The following is a 14,091-nucleotide window of genomic DNA, read 5'->3' as shown; positions in this document are numbered from 1 at the left end:
GTGTCGGGCGGCGGGGATAGGCTGGGGTGCTGCCACCCCCCGTCCCCGTCGGGCGCGGGGGATCCGTCGTGTGCCGTGACCGCGCCGCCACTGGGAAGTGATCAGATTGCTCACCGGACTCTTCGCCGCCGCCCTGGCCGACCCTGGGCTGGCCCGGGCGCGTGACCTGGCGCGCTCCGGTGCCGCGCAGGTCGACGGGCTGGACCTGACCGCCCCGGCGGCGCTGCGCCCGTTCGCCGTGGCCGCCGTGGCCGCCGACCCGGCCGCCAGCACCGGCGGCGGTGAGACGCAGGCCGGCGGGGGCGCGGGCCGGCCGGTGCTCGCGGTCACCGCCACCAGCCGGGAGGCCGACGACCTGGCCTCGGCGCTGGGCAGCCTGCTCCCGCCCGAGCAGGTCGCCGTCTTCCCGTCCTGGGAGACGCTGCCGCACGAGCGGCTCTCGCCCCGTTCCGACACCGTCGGCCGCCGGCTGGCCGTGCTGCGCCGGCTCGCCCACCCCGACGCCGCCGACGCCCGTGGGCGCACCGGGCCGCTGCGGGTGGTCGTCGCGCCGGTGCGGTCGCTGCTCCAGCCGCAGCTGAAGGGCCTGGGCGACCTGGAGCCGGTGCGGCTGGCCGCCGGTGACGAGGCGGATCTGGAACAGGTCGCCCGCCGGCTCGCCGACATGGCGTACGCCCGGGTCGACCTGGTCACCAAGCGCGGCGAGTTCGCGGTGCGCGGCGGCATCCTCGACGTCTTCCCGCCCACCGACGAGCACCCGTCCCGGGTGGAGTTCTGGGGCGACGAGGTGGAGGAGATCCGCACCTTCGCCGTGGCCGACCAGCGCACCATCGAGGCCGCCGGGCTGCTGTGGGCCCCGCCGTGCCGGGAACTGCTGCTCACTCCGGCCGTACGGCGGCGGGCCGCCGCCCTGGCGGCCGAGCACCCCGAGCTGGCCGAGATCCTGGACAAGCTGGCCGAGGGCATCCCTGTGGAGGGGATGGAGTCGCTGACCCCGGAGCTGCTCGGCAGCGAGAGCCTGGAGCTGCTGCTGGACTGCATGCCGGCCGGCACCCACGTGCTGCTCTGCGACCCGGAGCGCATCCGCACCCGGGCGCACGACCTGGTCCGCACCTCCGAGGAGTTCCTCCAGGCGAGCTGGGCTGCGGCGGCCGTCGGGGGCCAGGCCCCGGTCGACCTCGGGGCCGCCGCCTTCAAGACCCTGGCCGACGTACGCGCGCACGCCCGCGCCCTGCGCCGGCCCTGGTGGACCCTGGCCCCGTTCAGCCTCGTGTCGGCCGATGCGGCGGCCCCGGCCCGGCAGCCGTGGGAGGACGCGCCGACCGAGGTCGACGTCACGCCCGACGACGCCATCGCGGTGGCCCTGGCCGCCCAGCCGGCCCCGCTCTACCACGGCGATACCGCCCGGGTGGCCGAGGACCTCAAGCGCTGGGCCGGCGAGGGCTGGTCGATCGCGCTGGTCTTCGAGGGCCACGGCCCCGCCCAGCGGGCCGTCGAGGTGATCCGCGACGCCGGCCTCGGCGCCCGGTTCGTCGAGCGGGTGCCGGCCGCGCCCGACGCGGGCGAGGTGCTGGTCACCTGCGGCAGCCTGACCAGCGGGTTCGTCGACGAGGCGTCCCGGCTCGTGCTGCTGACCGGAAACGACGTCACCGGCGGCCGGGGCACATCGACCCGGGACATGCGCAAGATGCCGAGCCGGCGGCGCAACACCATCGACCCGCTGGAGCTCAAGGCCGGCGACCACGTGGTGCACGAGCAGCACGGCATCGGCCGGTACGTCGAGCTGGTGCAGCGCACGGTCAACGGGGCGTCCCGGGAGTACCTCGTCATCGAGTACGCGCCGAGCAAGCGCGGCCAGCCGGGCGACCGCCTGTTCGTCCCCACCGACCAGCTCGACCAGCTCTCCCGCTACGTCGGCGGGGAGCAGCCCACCCTGCACAGGATGGGCGGCTCGGACTGGCAGAAGTCCAAGGCCCGGGCCCGCAAGGCGGTCAAGGAGATCGCGGCGCAGCTCATCCAGCTCTACGCCGCCCGCAAGGCGTCGAAGGGCCACGCGTTCGCCCCGGACTCCCCGTGGCAGCGGGAGCTGGAGGACGCCTTCCCCTGGCAGGAGACGCCGGACCAGCTCGCCGCCATCGAGGAGGTCAAGCGGGACATGGAGCAGACCGTCCCGATGGACCGGCTGATCTGCGGCGACGTCGGGTACGGCAAGACCGAGATCGCGGTGCGGGCGGCGTTCAAGGCGGTGCAGGACGGCAAGCAGGTGGCCGTGCTGGTGCCGACCACCCTGCTGGTGCAGCAGCACCACAACACGTTCGCCGAGCGGATGAGCCAGTTCCCGGTGCAGATCCGGCAGCTCTCCCGCTTCCAGACCCCGAAGGAGTCCGAGCGGACGCTGGAGATGATCGCCGGCGGCACCGTTGACATCGTCATCGGCACCCACCGGCTGCTCCAGACGGCGACCCGGTTCAAGTCCCTCGGTCTGGTCATCGTCGACGAGGAGCAGCGTTTCGGCGTCGAGCACAAGGAGCACCTGAAGACGCTGCGCGCCTCGGTCGACGTGCTGAGCATGTCGGCCACCCCGATCCCGCGCACGCTGGAGATGGCGATCACCGGCATCCGGGAGATGTCGACGATCGCCACCCCGCCGGAGGAGCGGCACCCGGTGCTCACCTTCGTCGGGGCGCACGACGAGCGGCAGGTGGCGGCGTCGATCCACCGCGAGCTGCTCCGCGACGGACAGGTGTTCTATCTGCACAACCGGGTCGAGACGATCGAGAAGACGGCGCGGAAGATCCGGGAGCTGGTGCCGGAGGCCCGGGTGGCGGTGGCGCACGGCCAGATGGGCGAGGAGGCCCTGGAGAAGGTGATGGTCGGCTTCTGGGAGAAGGAGTTCGACGTCCTGGTCTGCACCACGATCGTGGAGTCGGGCATCGACATCCCGAACGCCAACACGCTGATCGTGGAGCGGGCCGACCTGCTCGGCCTGGCCCAGCTCCACCAGATCCGGGGCCGGGTGGGCCGGGGCGCGAGCGGGCGTACGCGTACTTCCTCTACCCGCCGGACAAACCGCTCACCGAGCACGCCCACGAGCGGCTGGCCACCATCGCCCAGCACACCGAGCTGGGCGCGGGCATGTACGTGGCGATGAAGGACCTGGAGATCCGGGGCGCCGGCAACCTGCTTGGCGGCGAACAGTCCGGCCACATCGAGGGCGTCGGTTTCGACCTGTATGTCCGGATGGTCGGTGAGGCGGTGCAGGCGTTCAAGGGCGAGCGCCCTGAGGAGGAGACCGACGTCAAGATCGACCTTCCGGTGGACGCGCACCTGCCGCACGACTACGTCGGCGTGGAGCGGCTGCGCCTGGAGATGTACCGCAAGCTCGCCGAGGCCCGCGACGCCGACCGGCTGCGTGAGGTGGTCGCCGAGATGACCGACCGGTACGGCGAGCCGCCCGCGCCGGTGCAGAACCTGGTGGCGGTGGCCCGGTTCCGGCTGTTGGCCCGCCGGTACGGGCTCACCGACGTGAGCATGCAGGGCAAGCACCTGCGGTTCGGTCCGCTGCCGCTGCCCGACTCCAAGCAGTTGCGGCTCAAGCGCTACCACCCCGACTCGGTCTACAAGTCCGCGCTCGACCAGGTCAGCGTGCCCCGGCCGAGCACTCGCCGGGTGGGCGGCGAGCCGCTGCGCGACCAGGCGCTGCTGGAGTGGTGCGCCCAGCTCCTGAAAGACGTGCTGGGCGATCCGGCCCCCGCGGCCCAGCCGGCCGGGGCGGGGGCTCGGTGAGCGGCATGGCGTGGTGGGCGGCGTCACGGCCGGTGGGGGCGCATGAGAGAGTGACGGTCATGCGTGCTCGCCGTCTCATCGCCGCCGCCAGCGTCGCGGCCCTCGGTGTCCTCTCCCTCGGTGCGTGCGGGAAGGCCACGCCGGGCGTCGCCGCGTACGTCGGCGACACGAAATACTCCGTCGACCGGGTGGACGAGATCTACGACGACGCCCAAACCAAGTACGCCGACGCCATCCGGTCGCAGGCCGGGCAGAGCGGTGCCACCCCGTCGCCGGAGCAGTTGCGCTCCACGGTGACCCGGCAGGACGTGCTGAACCTGCTGGTCAGCATCGAGCTGGGCAAGCGGGTGGTGGCGGAGCAGGGCATCACGGTGGCCGACGAGGTCAAGCCGGAGCAGCTCGAGCAGCAGCTCCAGATGCCGGCCGCCACCGAGTACGTCCGACTCTGGGGCGAGTGGGTGGACATCTCCGGCGCGCTCGGCGCGAAGCTGCCCACGGCCGAGGTGAGCGACGAGTCGGTCATGGCCGTCTACGACGCCATCGCGAAGGCCGGGGCGATCCAGTCCGGGCTGACCGTGGCGCAGGTCCGGCAGGCGTTCGGGGAGAGCGGCGGCCCGGGCAGCCAGGGCGGCTTCGTGCGCGCCGCCACCGCGCTCAGCGCGGCTCTGCAGCAGGAGGCGGGGAAGGCCGGCACGTCGATCAACCCCCGGTTCCGCCCGATCGGCGTCCCGTCGGTGGTCAGCACCGGCCAGTCGCTGGTCTTCTACTCGCTGCCGTACATCGACCAGAACGGCCCGGTCACCGACATCTCCACCCCGCAGGCCCCGGCTGCGGAGTCGAGCGCACCGGCCGCGCCCGGGGTATGACCGCCCGGATCGTCCTGCTGGTCGCCTCGCCCCGGCTCCCGGCGGGGCTGCTGACGGCGGCGGCCTGGGACGTCGTACGCGGCAACCCGGTGCTGGCCGGCGCGGAGAGCGAGCTGACGGCGGCCGTGCGGGCGGCGGGCGCCGGGGTGACCGTGCTGGACGGCCCGGCGACGCCAGCGCTGCTGGACGCGGCGGCGGCGCACGGCACGGCGGTCTGGCTGGCCGGGCCGGCCGGCGACGAGGCGCTGGCCCGGGAGCTGGGCCTGCGGCTGGCCCGCGAGCCGGGCCTGGCCGAGTTGGAGCTGATGTACGGCTCGTGGGACCCGCCCGGCGCCCGGCTGCTCGACGCGGTCGAGGTGATGGACCGGCTGGCCTCGCCGGGCGGCGATCCGTGGAAGCGGGCGCAGACGCACCGCAGCCTCGCCGGTTACCTGATCGAGGAGTGCTACGAGGCGTACGACGCGATCGGCGCGGACGACACGGACGCGCTCCGCGAGGAGCTGGGCGACGTGCTGCTCCAGGTGCTGCTGCACGCCCGATTGGCCGAGGAGTTGCCCGACGGCGAGCGGTGGGACGTCGACGACGTGGCCGGCGGCCTGGTGGACAAGATGGTCCGGCGCAATCCGCACGTCTTCGCCGACGACCGGGCCACCACGCTGGACGAGATCACCGCCAACTGGGAGCGGATCAAGCGGGCGGAGAAGGCCCGGGACTCCGTGCTCGACGGCATCGCGCCGAGCCTGCCCGCCCTCGCCCTGGCCGCCAAGATCCTGGACCGCGCCGGCCGTGCGGGCCTGGCGGTCCCGCTGCCCGTGGCCGACCCACGCGCCGACCCGGCGGGGCGGCTCGGCGCCGAGCTGCTGGCCCGGGTGGCGGCGGCCCGGGAGGCCGACCTGGACCCGGAGGCGGCGCTGCGCCGCGCCGCCCTGGCGTACGCCGACGCCGTCCGCGCCGCCGAGCGAACCTGACCGGCCTCCCGCTACGGTCGTCGCATGTCCTCCTTCGTACCCCGCGCCGAACGGATCGTCGACGCACTGTTGGAGAGTCGCCCCGGCCTCGCCGCGTCCGCCGGTGACCACCGCAGCGACGACCGGCTGCCCGACCTGTCGGCCGGCGCCGTCGCCGCCGACCGGGAGATGCTGCGCGACGCGGCCGACGCGCTCGCCGAGCTGGACCCGGACTCTCTCGACATCGACGAGAGAGTCGACCACGCCCTGCTCACCGCCCTGGTCGACCGGGAGCTGTTCGAGTCCGACGAGATCCGGGCGTACGAGTGGGACCCGCTGCGGCACAACCCGGGTCCGCTGCTGCACGCCCTGCTCGCCCGCCCGTACGCCCCGGCCGAGGTGCGGCTGACCAGCCTGGCCGGTCGGCTCGCGGCCGTACCCGATGCCCTGGCGACCGCGCGCGCGACGCTGCGGGACATGCCCCGGGTGCACGCCGAGACGGCGGTCGGGCAGTTCACCGGCACGGCGGCGCTGGTCCGCGACGAGGTGCCCCGGCTGCTCGCCGAGGCCCCCGCGCTGTACGACCGGGTGGAGCCCGCCGCCACGGCCGCGATCGCGGCGCTGGAGGAGTTCGTGGCCTGGCTGCGCGCCGGGCTGGCCGCCGACGCCGAAGGCGGGCGGGACCCCCGGCTGGGCCGGCGGCGCTGGGAGGCCCGGCTGTGGCACACCCTCGACACCGAGCTGGGTGCCGCCGAGGTGCAGCGCCGCGCCTGGGCCAACCTGGACCGGGTCACCGCCGAGATCCGTGCGGCGGCCGTCGAGCTGGTCGGCGGCCCGGCCGACGACGAGACGGTACGCCGGGCGCTGGACCTGCTGGCCGCCGAGCACCCCGACGACCACACCATCGTCGACCTGGCCTCGGTCACCCTCGACGAGGCGACCGACTTCGTCCGCGCGCACGACCTGGTGACGCTTGTCGACGACCCGTGCGTGATCCAGGAGATGCCGGAGTTCGCCCGGGGCGTGGCGGTGGCGTACTGCGACTCGCCCGGCCCGCTGGAGATCGCGCCCCTGCCGACCTTCTACTGCATCGCGCCGGCCCCGGCCGACTGGCCGGCGGCCCGGGTCGAGTCGTTCTACCGCGAGTACAACGACCACATGATCCGCAATCTGACGGTGCACGAGGCGATGCCGGGACACTTCCTCCAGCTCGCCCACGCCCGCCGGTACGCCGGTCCCACCCGGGTCCGGGCGCTGGCCGAGTCCGGTTCGTTCATCGAGGGCTGGGCGGTGTACACCGAGGAGCTGATGGCCGGCCTCGGCTTCGGTGGGCTGCCGGTGCGGTTGCAGCAGCTCAAGATGCAGCTCCGGATGACCATCAACGCGCTGCTCGACCAGCTCGTGCACTGTGCCGGGCTGACCGAGGCCGAGGCCATGGAGCTGATGACGGGTCGGGGCTTCCAGGAGGAGGGCGAGGCGGCCGGCAAGTGGCGGCGGGCGCTGCTCACCTCCACCCAGCTCTCCACGTACTTCGTCGGGTACAGCGAGGTCGCCGAGATCGCCGCGCTGCGCCCGTCCGGGGTGTCGGTGCGCGAGTGGCACGACGCGATGCTCGCCCACAACTGCCCACCCCCACGCCACCTGCGCACCCTGCTCGGGGTGTAAGGAAGGGCCCCTGTCAACGCATTCTGTCGTACAGGGGGCCCTTACACGCCGCCGTGCGTCCGTACGCGCGCGCCGCGTGCCCGAGCCGTGCGTCCGTACGCGCGCGCCGCGTGCCCGAGCCGTGCGTCCGTACGCGCGCGCCGTGCCGCCGCTTACCGTCAGCCCGGCGGCCGGCGGGACCCGGGGGCGGTCACGAGCTGGCGGAGCGGCGGTCCACCACGCCCGCGCCGGCCGGCAGCTCGAAGCTCGCCCCGTCCACGGTGTCGGTGTAGCGGTTCAATGCCAGCTCCATCGGGGTACCGTCCAACTCGCCAACGAAGCTGCCGAGCACGCCCTCGTTGGTCACGCAGGCGGTGAAGTCGCCGGCCGCCCGCTTGACGTCCACGCAGGCGGCGTGATGCCCGGCGAGGGTGGTGTCGGTCTGCTCGATCACGGCCTGCGGGTCGAGTACGGCCTCGGTGAGCAGCCCGACCACCACCGGCGGCGTGATCAGGCCGCGTCGCTTCGCCTCGGTGAACAGCTCCACCGAGGGCCGCGCGTTCGGCGGGGGCGGGGCGAGCAACGTGCAGACGGCCTTCGCCGTGCCGGTCTCGCACCGGGTGGTGGCGTCGACGGTCACGGTCAGCTTCCCGCCCGGCCACGTGTACGCCGACCGGGCCGGGTCCTGGGCCTGGGCGATGGTGGCGGTCCGGCCGCCGGGGAGCTGGTACTCGGCGGAGTAGGTCAGTTCGAGCGCCCGGTCCAGTCGGGCGGCGAAGTCGTTGACCAGGTCCGACCGGCCGATTGCCTGGCCGGCGTCGTCGAGGGCCTGACAGCCGGTGACCGAGAGTGACGCGATGACCGACAGAGCGAGCGCGCGGAACGAGGTCGAGGCGGCGGGCATGGCGACCAGCCTTGTCGATCGGACCCACCTCGCGCAAACCCGTTGCCGGTTGGGGGTCGAGAATCCGGGAATGTCCGGCCCGCACCCTCCTGTCGGATGCGCCGGGCGACGCGGTGCGCCGAGCCGTCGCCCGATACGCTGCGTTCAACACCTGCCTCAGCCGCACCGCCGCGGCCCATACCGGACCGGAACCACACAAACGAGGAGCGACTCAGTGGCAACCATCGAGGGAATCGTCGCCCGGGAGATTCTCGACTCGCGGGGCAACCCCACGGTCGAGGTCGAGGTCGGGCTGGACGACGGCACGATCGCCCGCGCCGCGGTGCCGTCCGGCGCCTCCACCGGCGCCTTCGAGGCGATCGAGCTGCGCGACGGTGACGCCGACCGCTACCAGGGCAAGGGTGTCGAGAAGGCGGTCTCGAACATCGAGGACAAGATCGTCGACCAGCTCATCGGGTACGAGGCCAGCGAGCAGCGGCTGATCGACCAGAAGATGCTGGACATCGACGGCACCGACAACAAGGGCGAGCTGGGCGCGAACGCCATCCTCGGCGTGTCCCTGGCGGTGGCCAAGGCGGCGGCCGGCAGCGCCGAGCTGAGCCTGTTCCGCTACCTGGGCGGCCCGAACGCGCACCTGCTGCCGGTGCCGATGATGAACATCCTCAACGGTGGGGCGCACGCTGACTCCAACGTCGATGTCCAGGAGTTCATGATCGCGCCGATCGGCGCGCCCAGCTTCCGCGACGCCCTGCGCTCCGGCGCGGAGGTCTACCACGCGCTGAAGTCCGTGCTGAAGAAGAAGGGCCTCTCCACCGGCCTCGGCGACGAGGGCGGCTTCGCCCCCAACCTGCCCACCAACGCCGCCGCGCTGGACCTGATCGCCGAGGCGGTCGAGAAGGCCGGCTACCGGCTGGGCACCGACATCGTCTTCGCCCTCGACGTGGCCGCCACGGAGTTCTTCGACAACGGCACCTACACCTTCGAGGGCGCGGCGAAGTCCGCCGAGGAGATGAGCAACTACTACACCAAGCTCGCGGGCGACTACCCGATCGTCTCCATCGAGGACCCGCTGGCCGAGGACGACTGGAGCGGCTGGGCCACCCTGACCGCGGCGCTCGGCGACCGGGTCCAGATCGTCGGCGACGACCTGTTCGTCACCAACCCGCAGCGCATCGCCCGGGGCATCGCCGAGAAGGCCGCCAACGCCGTACTGGTGAAGGTGAACCAGATCGGCTCGCTGACCGAGACCCTCGACGCGGTCGAGCTGGCCCACCGGGCCGGATTCAAGTGCATGATGAGTCACCGTTCCGGTGAGACGGAGGACACCACCATCGCCGACCTGGCGGTGGCCACGGGCTGCGGCCAGATCAAGACCGGCGCCCCGGCCCGCTCGGACAGGGTGGCCAAGTACAACCAGCTCCTGCGCATCGAGGAGGAGCTGGCCGACGCGGCGCGGTACGCCGGGGCGGGCGCGTTCCCGCGTTACCGTTCGGCCTGAGACACCCAGCAGGCCTCGGGGGAGGGGTGTGACGATGCAGCAGCGCCGCACACCGGGTGGTCAGCGTCCCGTCCGCCGGCCGGGTCAGTCCGGCCGGCCGGGCGGGGCCCGCGCCCGGGCGTCGGTCCGCGACGGCGTCCGCGCGGAGGCGCGCGCCGCCGGCCGGTCGCCCGGCTCGGCGCGGGCCGCCGAGTCGGTACGCTCCGCGAACCGCCCCGCCGCCGCCCGGCGCGCCGCCGCCGGAGGCACGGTCAAGCGGCTCTCCGCACCCCACCCCCGACGCGTCACCGGCCGGGCCACCGTGCTGTTCGCGGTGCTGATCGCGCTCGCCCTCGCGTACACCTATCCGGTCCGGGTCTACCTGGACCAGCAGGCGGACATCCAGCGGATGGAGGCGGCCCAGGCCGCCCAGCGGCAGCTCATCGCCGAACGCGCCGCCGAGGCGGCCAAGTGGCGCGACGACGAGTACATCCGCATCCAGGCCCGGGAGCGGTTCTACATGGTCTACCCGGGCGAGGTCCCGGTGATCGTGCTCAACGACCCGGCCGGGGCGACCCGGGACGCGGGTGGTGGGCGGCCCCCCGCCCGGCCGGAAACCCCCGATCCCTGGTACGACACCCTGTGGTCCAGCGTGCGGGCCGCGAACGCCGACCGCCCCGGCCAGTGAACGCGCCGCCCTGAGCGCGCCACCCTCAGCACGTTGACTTCAGCGCACCGACGAAAGATGGGCACCGTGACTGTCGTACCCCCGCCGGAGCCGGCGGCGGACTCCGTACCCCCGCCGAAGCGGGAGCCGGCCACCGAGGCCGACCTGGCCGCGGTGGCCGCCCAGCTCGGGCGCACCCCGCGCGGCACCCGGGCCGTGGCCCACCGCTGCCCCTGCGGCCTGCCCGACGTGGTGGAGACGACCCCGCGCCTGGCCGACGGGACGCCCTTTCCGACGCTGTTCTACCTGACCTGTCCCCGGGCGACGGCCGCGTGCAGCCGGCTGGAGTCGGCCGGGCTGATGAGGGAGATGGCCGAGCGGCTGGCGGAGGACCCGGAGCTGGCCGCCCGGTACCGGGCGGCGCACGAGGACTACCTGGCCCGCCGGGAGGCGATCGGCCACGTGCCGGAGGTCGCGGGCGTCTCCGCCGGCGGCATGCCCGGCCGGGTGAAGTGCCTGCACGTGCATCTTGGCCACGCCCTCGGCGCCGGCCCGGGGGTCAACCCGTTCGGCGACGAAACCCTCGCGTTGGTGGAGAAGTGGTGGGCGGCCGGGCCGTGCGTGGACGTTCCGGCGGCGCAGTGAGATGACCGCCGACACGATCCGGGTGCGTCGCGCCCGCACTTCCGACGTGCGCGGCATCCGGCGGCTCGTGGACACCTACACCGACGACCGGCGGCTGCTCAGCAAGGCCACCGTCACCCTGTACGAGGACGTGCAGGAGTTCCGGGTCGCGGTCGACGCCGACGCCGTCGTCGGCTGCGGCGCGCTGCACGTGATGTGGGAGGACCTGGCCGAGATCCGTACGGTGGCTGTCGACCCGGCATACCGGGGGCGGCGGATCGGGCACCGCATCGTCGGCGAGCTGATCGACGCGGCCCGGGAGATCGGGGTGGCCCGGATCTTCGTGCTGACCTTCGAGACGCGGTTCTTCGGCTCGTTCGGCTTCCGCGAGATCGACGGCGCGCCGGTGCCGCAGCCGGTGTACGAGCAGCTCCTGCGCTCGTACGACGAGGGCGTCGCCGAGTTCTTGGACCTGGAGCGGGTCAAGCCCAACACCCTCGGCAACACCCGGATGCTGCTGCGCCTGTGACGGCGTCTTGGTCACCCCAGGCGCTGTTCCGGGAGCCCCGCCGCGAAACCCCTTGGAGACGGCCCGGCGGACGCGGCGACGGTGGAGGGTCGTCGCCCCGTCGCGGGTGGCCCGGTGGGCGGCTGCCGTAGGGTTGCTGCCGTGACGACGCGCGTGGCCGCCATCGACTGCGGCACCAACTCGATCCGACTGCTGGTCGCCGACCTGCCCGACCCGGCCGCCGGGCCGGGCGCGCCGCTGGTCGACCTGAGCCGCCGGATGGAGATCGTCCGCCTCGGCCAGGGCGTCGACAAGACGGGCCGGCTCGCCCCCGAGGCGATCGAGCGGACCCGGGTGGCCCTGGCCGCCTACGCCGCCGAGATCGGGAAGTTGGGCGCGGACCGGGTGCGGATGTGCGCCACCTCCGCGTCCCGGGACGCCTCCAACGCCGGGGACTTCCGGGCGATGGTGGAGCGGACCCTCGGCGTCGCACCCGAGGTGGTCACCGGCGACGAGGAGGCCCGGCTCTCCTTCACCGGCGCGGTGCGTGGCCTGCCCGCCGACGCGCGGGAGCCGTACCTGGTCATCGACATCGGCGGCGGGTCGACCGAGTTCGTGGTCGGGACCCGGTCCGGCGGCGTCGAGGCCGCGATCTCGGTGGACATCGGCTGCGTCCGGATGACCGAGCGGCACCTGCTCGGCGACCCGCCCGGCCTGGACGAGATCGCCGCCGCGCAGGCCGACATCACCGAAGCGGCGGACCGCGCGCTGGAGGCCGTGCCGGGCCGCAAGGCAGCCACCCTGGTCGGGCTCGCCGGGTCGGTCACCACCGTCGTGGCCATCGCCGAGGGCCTCACGGAGTACGAGCCGGGGCGCATCCACCACGCCCGGGTGTCGTACGACGCGGTGGCGGAGGTGACCGCCGACCTGCTGGCGAAGACCCGCGAACAGCGGCTGGCGATCCCGGTGATGCACCCGGGCCGGGCCGACGTGATCGGCGCGGGGGCCCTGGTGCTCCGGACGATCATGGAGCGGGCCGGCATGTCGGCGGTGGTCGCCTCCGAGCACGACATCCTCGACGGCATCGCCTGGAGCCTGCTGCCGTCGCCGAGCTGACGCGTTCGTGTTGCTGTCGCCGAGCTAGGCGTTCGTGCTGGCGGGTCCCCGGCCTGGACGGCCGAAGCGCAGGCAAGGGCGCGGCCGGGGATGTCGTTTGACGGTACTTCGCACTGCGCAGTAGTGTGCGATGCGTGGATACCACGCAGCTCTTGAAAGGCGTGCTGGATCTCGCGGTCCTCGCCGTGCTCCGGGAGGAGGACGGCTACGGGTACGACATCCTGCGCCGCCTCCGCGAGGCCGGCCTGGACGAGGTCGGCGACGCCTCCGTCTACGGCACCCTGCGGCGACTCTTCGCCGCCGGCCTGCTGACCACCTACGTCGTGCCGAGCGAGTCCGGCCCGCACCGGAAGTACTACTCGCTCAACGCCGCCGGCCGGGACCAGTTGACCCGCTCCGGCAAGCTCTGGCGCTCGTTCGCCACCACCATGGACACTCTGCTCGACGATCGGGGGATGGCGGCGTGACTGTCATGGAGCAGGAGATCGCGGACTACGTGACCCGGGTCCGGGCCGCCCTGGCGGACCTGCCGCCCCAGGTCCGCGACGAGTTGACCGAGGACCTGCCGGAGCACCTGGCCGAGGTGGCCGCCGAGGGGGACGGGTCGCTGGTCGACCGGCTGGGTACGCCAGAGGCGTACGCGGCGGAGCTGCGGGCGGCGGCCGGCGCGGGGGGTCCGGCCGCCGCCCGCAACCTGGACCAGCGGGCCGCCGCCGCCGTGGCCCGGGTGCGTACCCGGCTGCGCGCGGCCGACGTCCGGCTCGGCCCGATCCTCGGGTACGCCTCGGCGAGCGAGTACCTGCGCCTGCTTCGCCCCGCCTGGTGGATCCTGCGCGGCTACCTGGCCGCCATGCTGATCACCGTCGTCACCACGGGTGCGCCGTTCGGACTGCTGCCCAGGCTGGGCGGCAGCACGCTCGCCGCGCTGCTGCTCCTCGGCGTCTGCGTGATCGCCTCGGTGTGGCTGGGCAGGCGCACCCCGGTGCTGACCCGGTGGCCTCGGATCGCGGTACGGGCCGGCACGGCGGTCCTCGCCGTCTTCGCCTTCGCCGGGTTCGTCGACGTCGACGACCGACTGGGCTGGAACGAGTCCGGGTACGCGCCCACCTCGGTGGACACTCCGTACATCGGCGACATCTTCGTCTACGACAGCGACGGTCGCCTCGTGGAGAACGCCCGGCTGTTCGACCAGGACGGCAACCCGATCCGGCTCGGCTACTCGGAGTGCGGGCCCTCGGAGCTGTACGAGTCGAAGCCGGCGGTGCCCGTCTATCCGTACTGCCCGCAGGACGCGCCGTTCCGGGCCGGGCCCGTCGGGGCGCGCCCGGCGCCCGGCTCGTCGATCGCCGTCCCGGCCCCGACGCCGTCCGACGGCCCCCCGGCGGAGTCGACCGCCCCGGCGCTGCCGACGGAGCCGACCTCGTCGACGGAGCCGACCGCGCCGACGCCCACTCCGTCCGGCGGGGCGACGCTCGGGCCGCTTCCGACCCCGTCACCCTCGCTCACCCGCTGACCAGCGTGTAAGGAGGGGCCCCTTGTTAACACACGTGTG

At 73.8% G+C, this 14,091-nt stretch carries 11 protein-coding genes and 1 pseudogene; 11 read left to right on the top strand and 1 reads right to left on the bottom strand.

Annotation, left to right across the window (positions count from 1 at the left end; genetic code table 11):
* Positions 1 to 106: 106 nt before the first annotated feature.
* The 4 genes and pseudogenes from mfd (at position 107) to E1258_RS21890 (ending at position 7,264) form a co-directional block, all read left to right on the top strand.
* Positions 107 to 3,786: pseudogene (gene mfd / locus E1258_RS21905) on the top strand (transcription-repair coupling factor).
* Positions 3,787 to 3,845: 59 nt separating this feature from the next.
* The gene (locus E1258_RS21900; RefSeq protein ID WP_132404408.1) at positions 3,846 to 4,652 is read left to right on the top strand and encodes a hypothetical protein; all 807 of its coding nucleotides are present in this window, start codon (positions 3,846 to 3,848) and stop codon (positions 4,650 to 4,652) included.
* Positions 4,649 to 5,620 carry a nucleoside triphosphate pyrophosphohydrolase gene (locus E1258_RS21895; RefSeq protein WP_132404405.1) on the top strand — a complete coding sequence of 324 codons (972 nt, stop codon included), beginning with the start codon at positions 4,649 to 4,651 and terminating at the stop codon, positions 5,618 to 5,620. The genes E1258_RS21900 and E1258_RS21895 overlap by 4 nt, the downstream gene beginning before the upstream one ends.
* A 24-nt stretch (positions 5,621 to 5,644) precedes the next feature.
* Positions 5,645 to 7,264 (top strand): DUF885 domain-containing protein, encoded by a 1,620-nt coding sequence (locus E1258_RS21890; protein WP_132404402.1) that lies wholly within the window; start codon positions 5,645 to 5,647, stop codon positions 7,262 to 7,264.
* Between the two features lie 190 nt (positions 7,265 to 7,454).
* Here E1258_RS21890 and E1258_RS21885 read toward each other — a convergent pair whose 3' ends face one another.
* Entirely contained in the window at positions 7,455 to 8,147 is a 693-nt protein-coding gene (locus E1258_RS21885; protein ID WP_132404399.1) for a hypothetical protein, read from the bottom strand.
* A 214-nt stretch (positions 8,148 to 8,361) separates the two neighbouring features.
* On the opposite strand from E1258_RS21885, the gene eno reads away from it, so the two are divergent.
* The 7 genes from eno (at position 8,362) to E1258_RS21850 (ending at position 14,052) form a co-directional block, all read left to right on the top strand.
* Positions 8,362 to 9,645, top strand: coding sequence for a phosphopyruvate hydratase (eno, locus tag E1258_RS21880; RefSeq protein WP_132404396.1), 1,284 nt, complete (start codon positions 8,362 to 8,364; stop codon positions 9,643 to 9,645).
* Between the two features lie 34 nt (positions 9,646 to 9,679).
* A complete protein-coding gene (locus tag E1258_RS21875; protein ID WP_132404411.1) occupies positions 9,680 to 10,312 on the top strand; it encodes a septum formation initiator family protein in 633 nt (210 codons plus the stop codon).
* Positions 10,313 to 10,378: 66 nt separating this feature from the next.
* A complete protein-coding gene (locus E1258_RS21870) occupies positions 10,379 to 10,936 on the top strand; it encodes a DUF501 domain-containing protein (protein ID WP_036377539.1) in 558 nt (185 codons plus the stop codon).
* A gap of 1 nt (position 10,937) precedes the next feature.
* Positions 10,938 to 11,444 (top strand): amino-acid N-acetyltransferase, encoded by a 507-nt coding sequence (locus E1258_RS21865; RefSeq protein WP_132404393.1) that lies wholly within the window; start codon positions 10,938 to 10,940, stop codon positions 11,442 to 11,444.
* A gap of 153 nt (positions 11,445 to 11,597) precedes the next feature.
* Positions 11,598 to 12,539, top strand: a complete 942-nt coding sequence (locus E1258_RS21860; RefSeq protein WP_165949867.1) for a Ppx/GppA phosphatase family protein — start codon at positions 11,598 to 11,600, stop codon at positions 12,537 to 12,539.
* A 134-nt stretch (positions 12,540 to 12,673) separates the two neighbouring features.
* On the top strand, positions 12,674 to 13,006 hold the full coding sequence (locus E1258_RS21855; protein ID WP_036374274.1) for a PadR family transcriptional regulator: 333 nt from the start codon (positions 12,674 to 12,676) through the stop codon (positions 13,004 to 13,006).
* A complete protein-coding gene (locus tag E1258_RS21850) occupies positions 13,003 to 14,052 on the top strand; it encodes a hypothetical protein (protein WP_132404387.1) in 1,050 nt (349 codons plus the stop codon). The genes E1258_RS21855 and E1258_RS21850 overlap by 4 nt, the downstream gene beginning before the upstream one ends.
* Positions 14,053 to 14,091 lie beyond the last annotated feature (39 nt).

The organism is Micromonospora sp. KC207 (assembly GCF_004348615.1).
GTDB lineage: Bacteria > Actinomycetota > Actinomycetes > Mycobacteriales > Micromonosporaceae > Micromonospora.
Note: the sequence above shows the minus strand (reverse complement) of the source record. Positions and strands in the feature narration are given on the sequence as shown.

Excerpts from the sequence above, each read along its gene's own strand:
- E1258_RS21900 (WP_132404408.1), top strand. The coding sequence starts at position 3,846 with ATGCGTGCTCGCCGTCTCATCGCCGCCGCCAGCGTCGCGGCCCTCGGT.
- E1258_RS21895 (WP_132404405.1), top strand. The coding sequence starts at position 4,649 with ATGACCGCCCGGATCGTCCTGCTGGTCGCCTCGCCCCGGCTCCCGGCG.
- E1258_RS21890 (WP_132404402.1), top strand. The coding sequence starts at position 5,645 with ATGTCCTCCTTCGTACCCCGCGCCGAACGGATCGTCGACGCACTGTTG.
- E1258_RS21885 (WP_132404399.1), bottom strand. The coding sequence starts at position 8,147 with ATGCCCGCCGCCTCGACCTCGTTCCGCGCGCTCGCTCTGTCGGTCATC.
- E1258_RS21875 (WP_132404411.1), top strand. The coding sequence starts at position 9,680 with ATGCAGCAGCGCCGCACACCGGGTGGTCAGCGTCCCGTCCGCCGGCCG.
- E1258_RS21865 (WP_132404393.1), top strand. The coding sequence starts at position 10,938 with ATGACCGCCGACACGATCCGGGTGCGTCGCGCCCGCACTTCCGACGTG.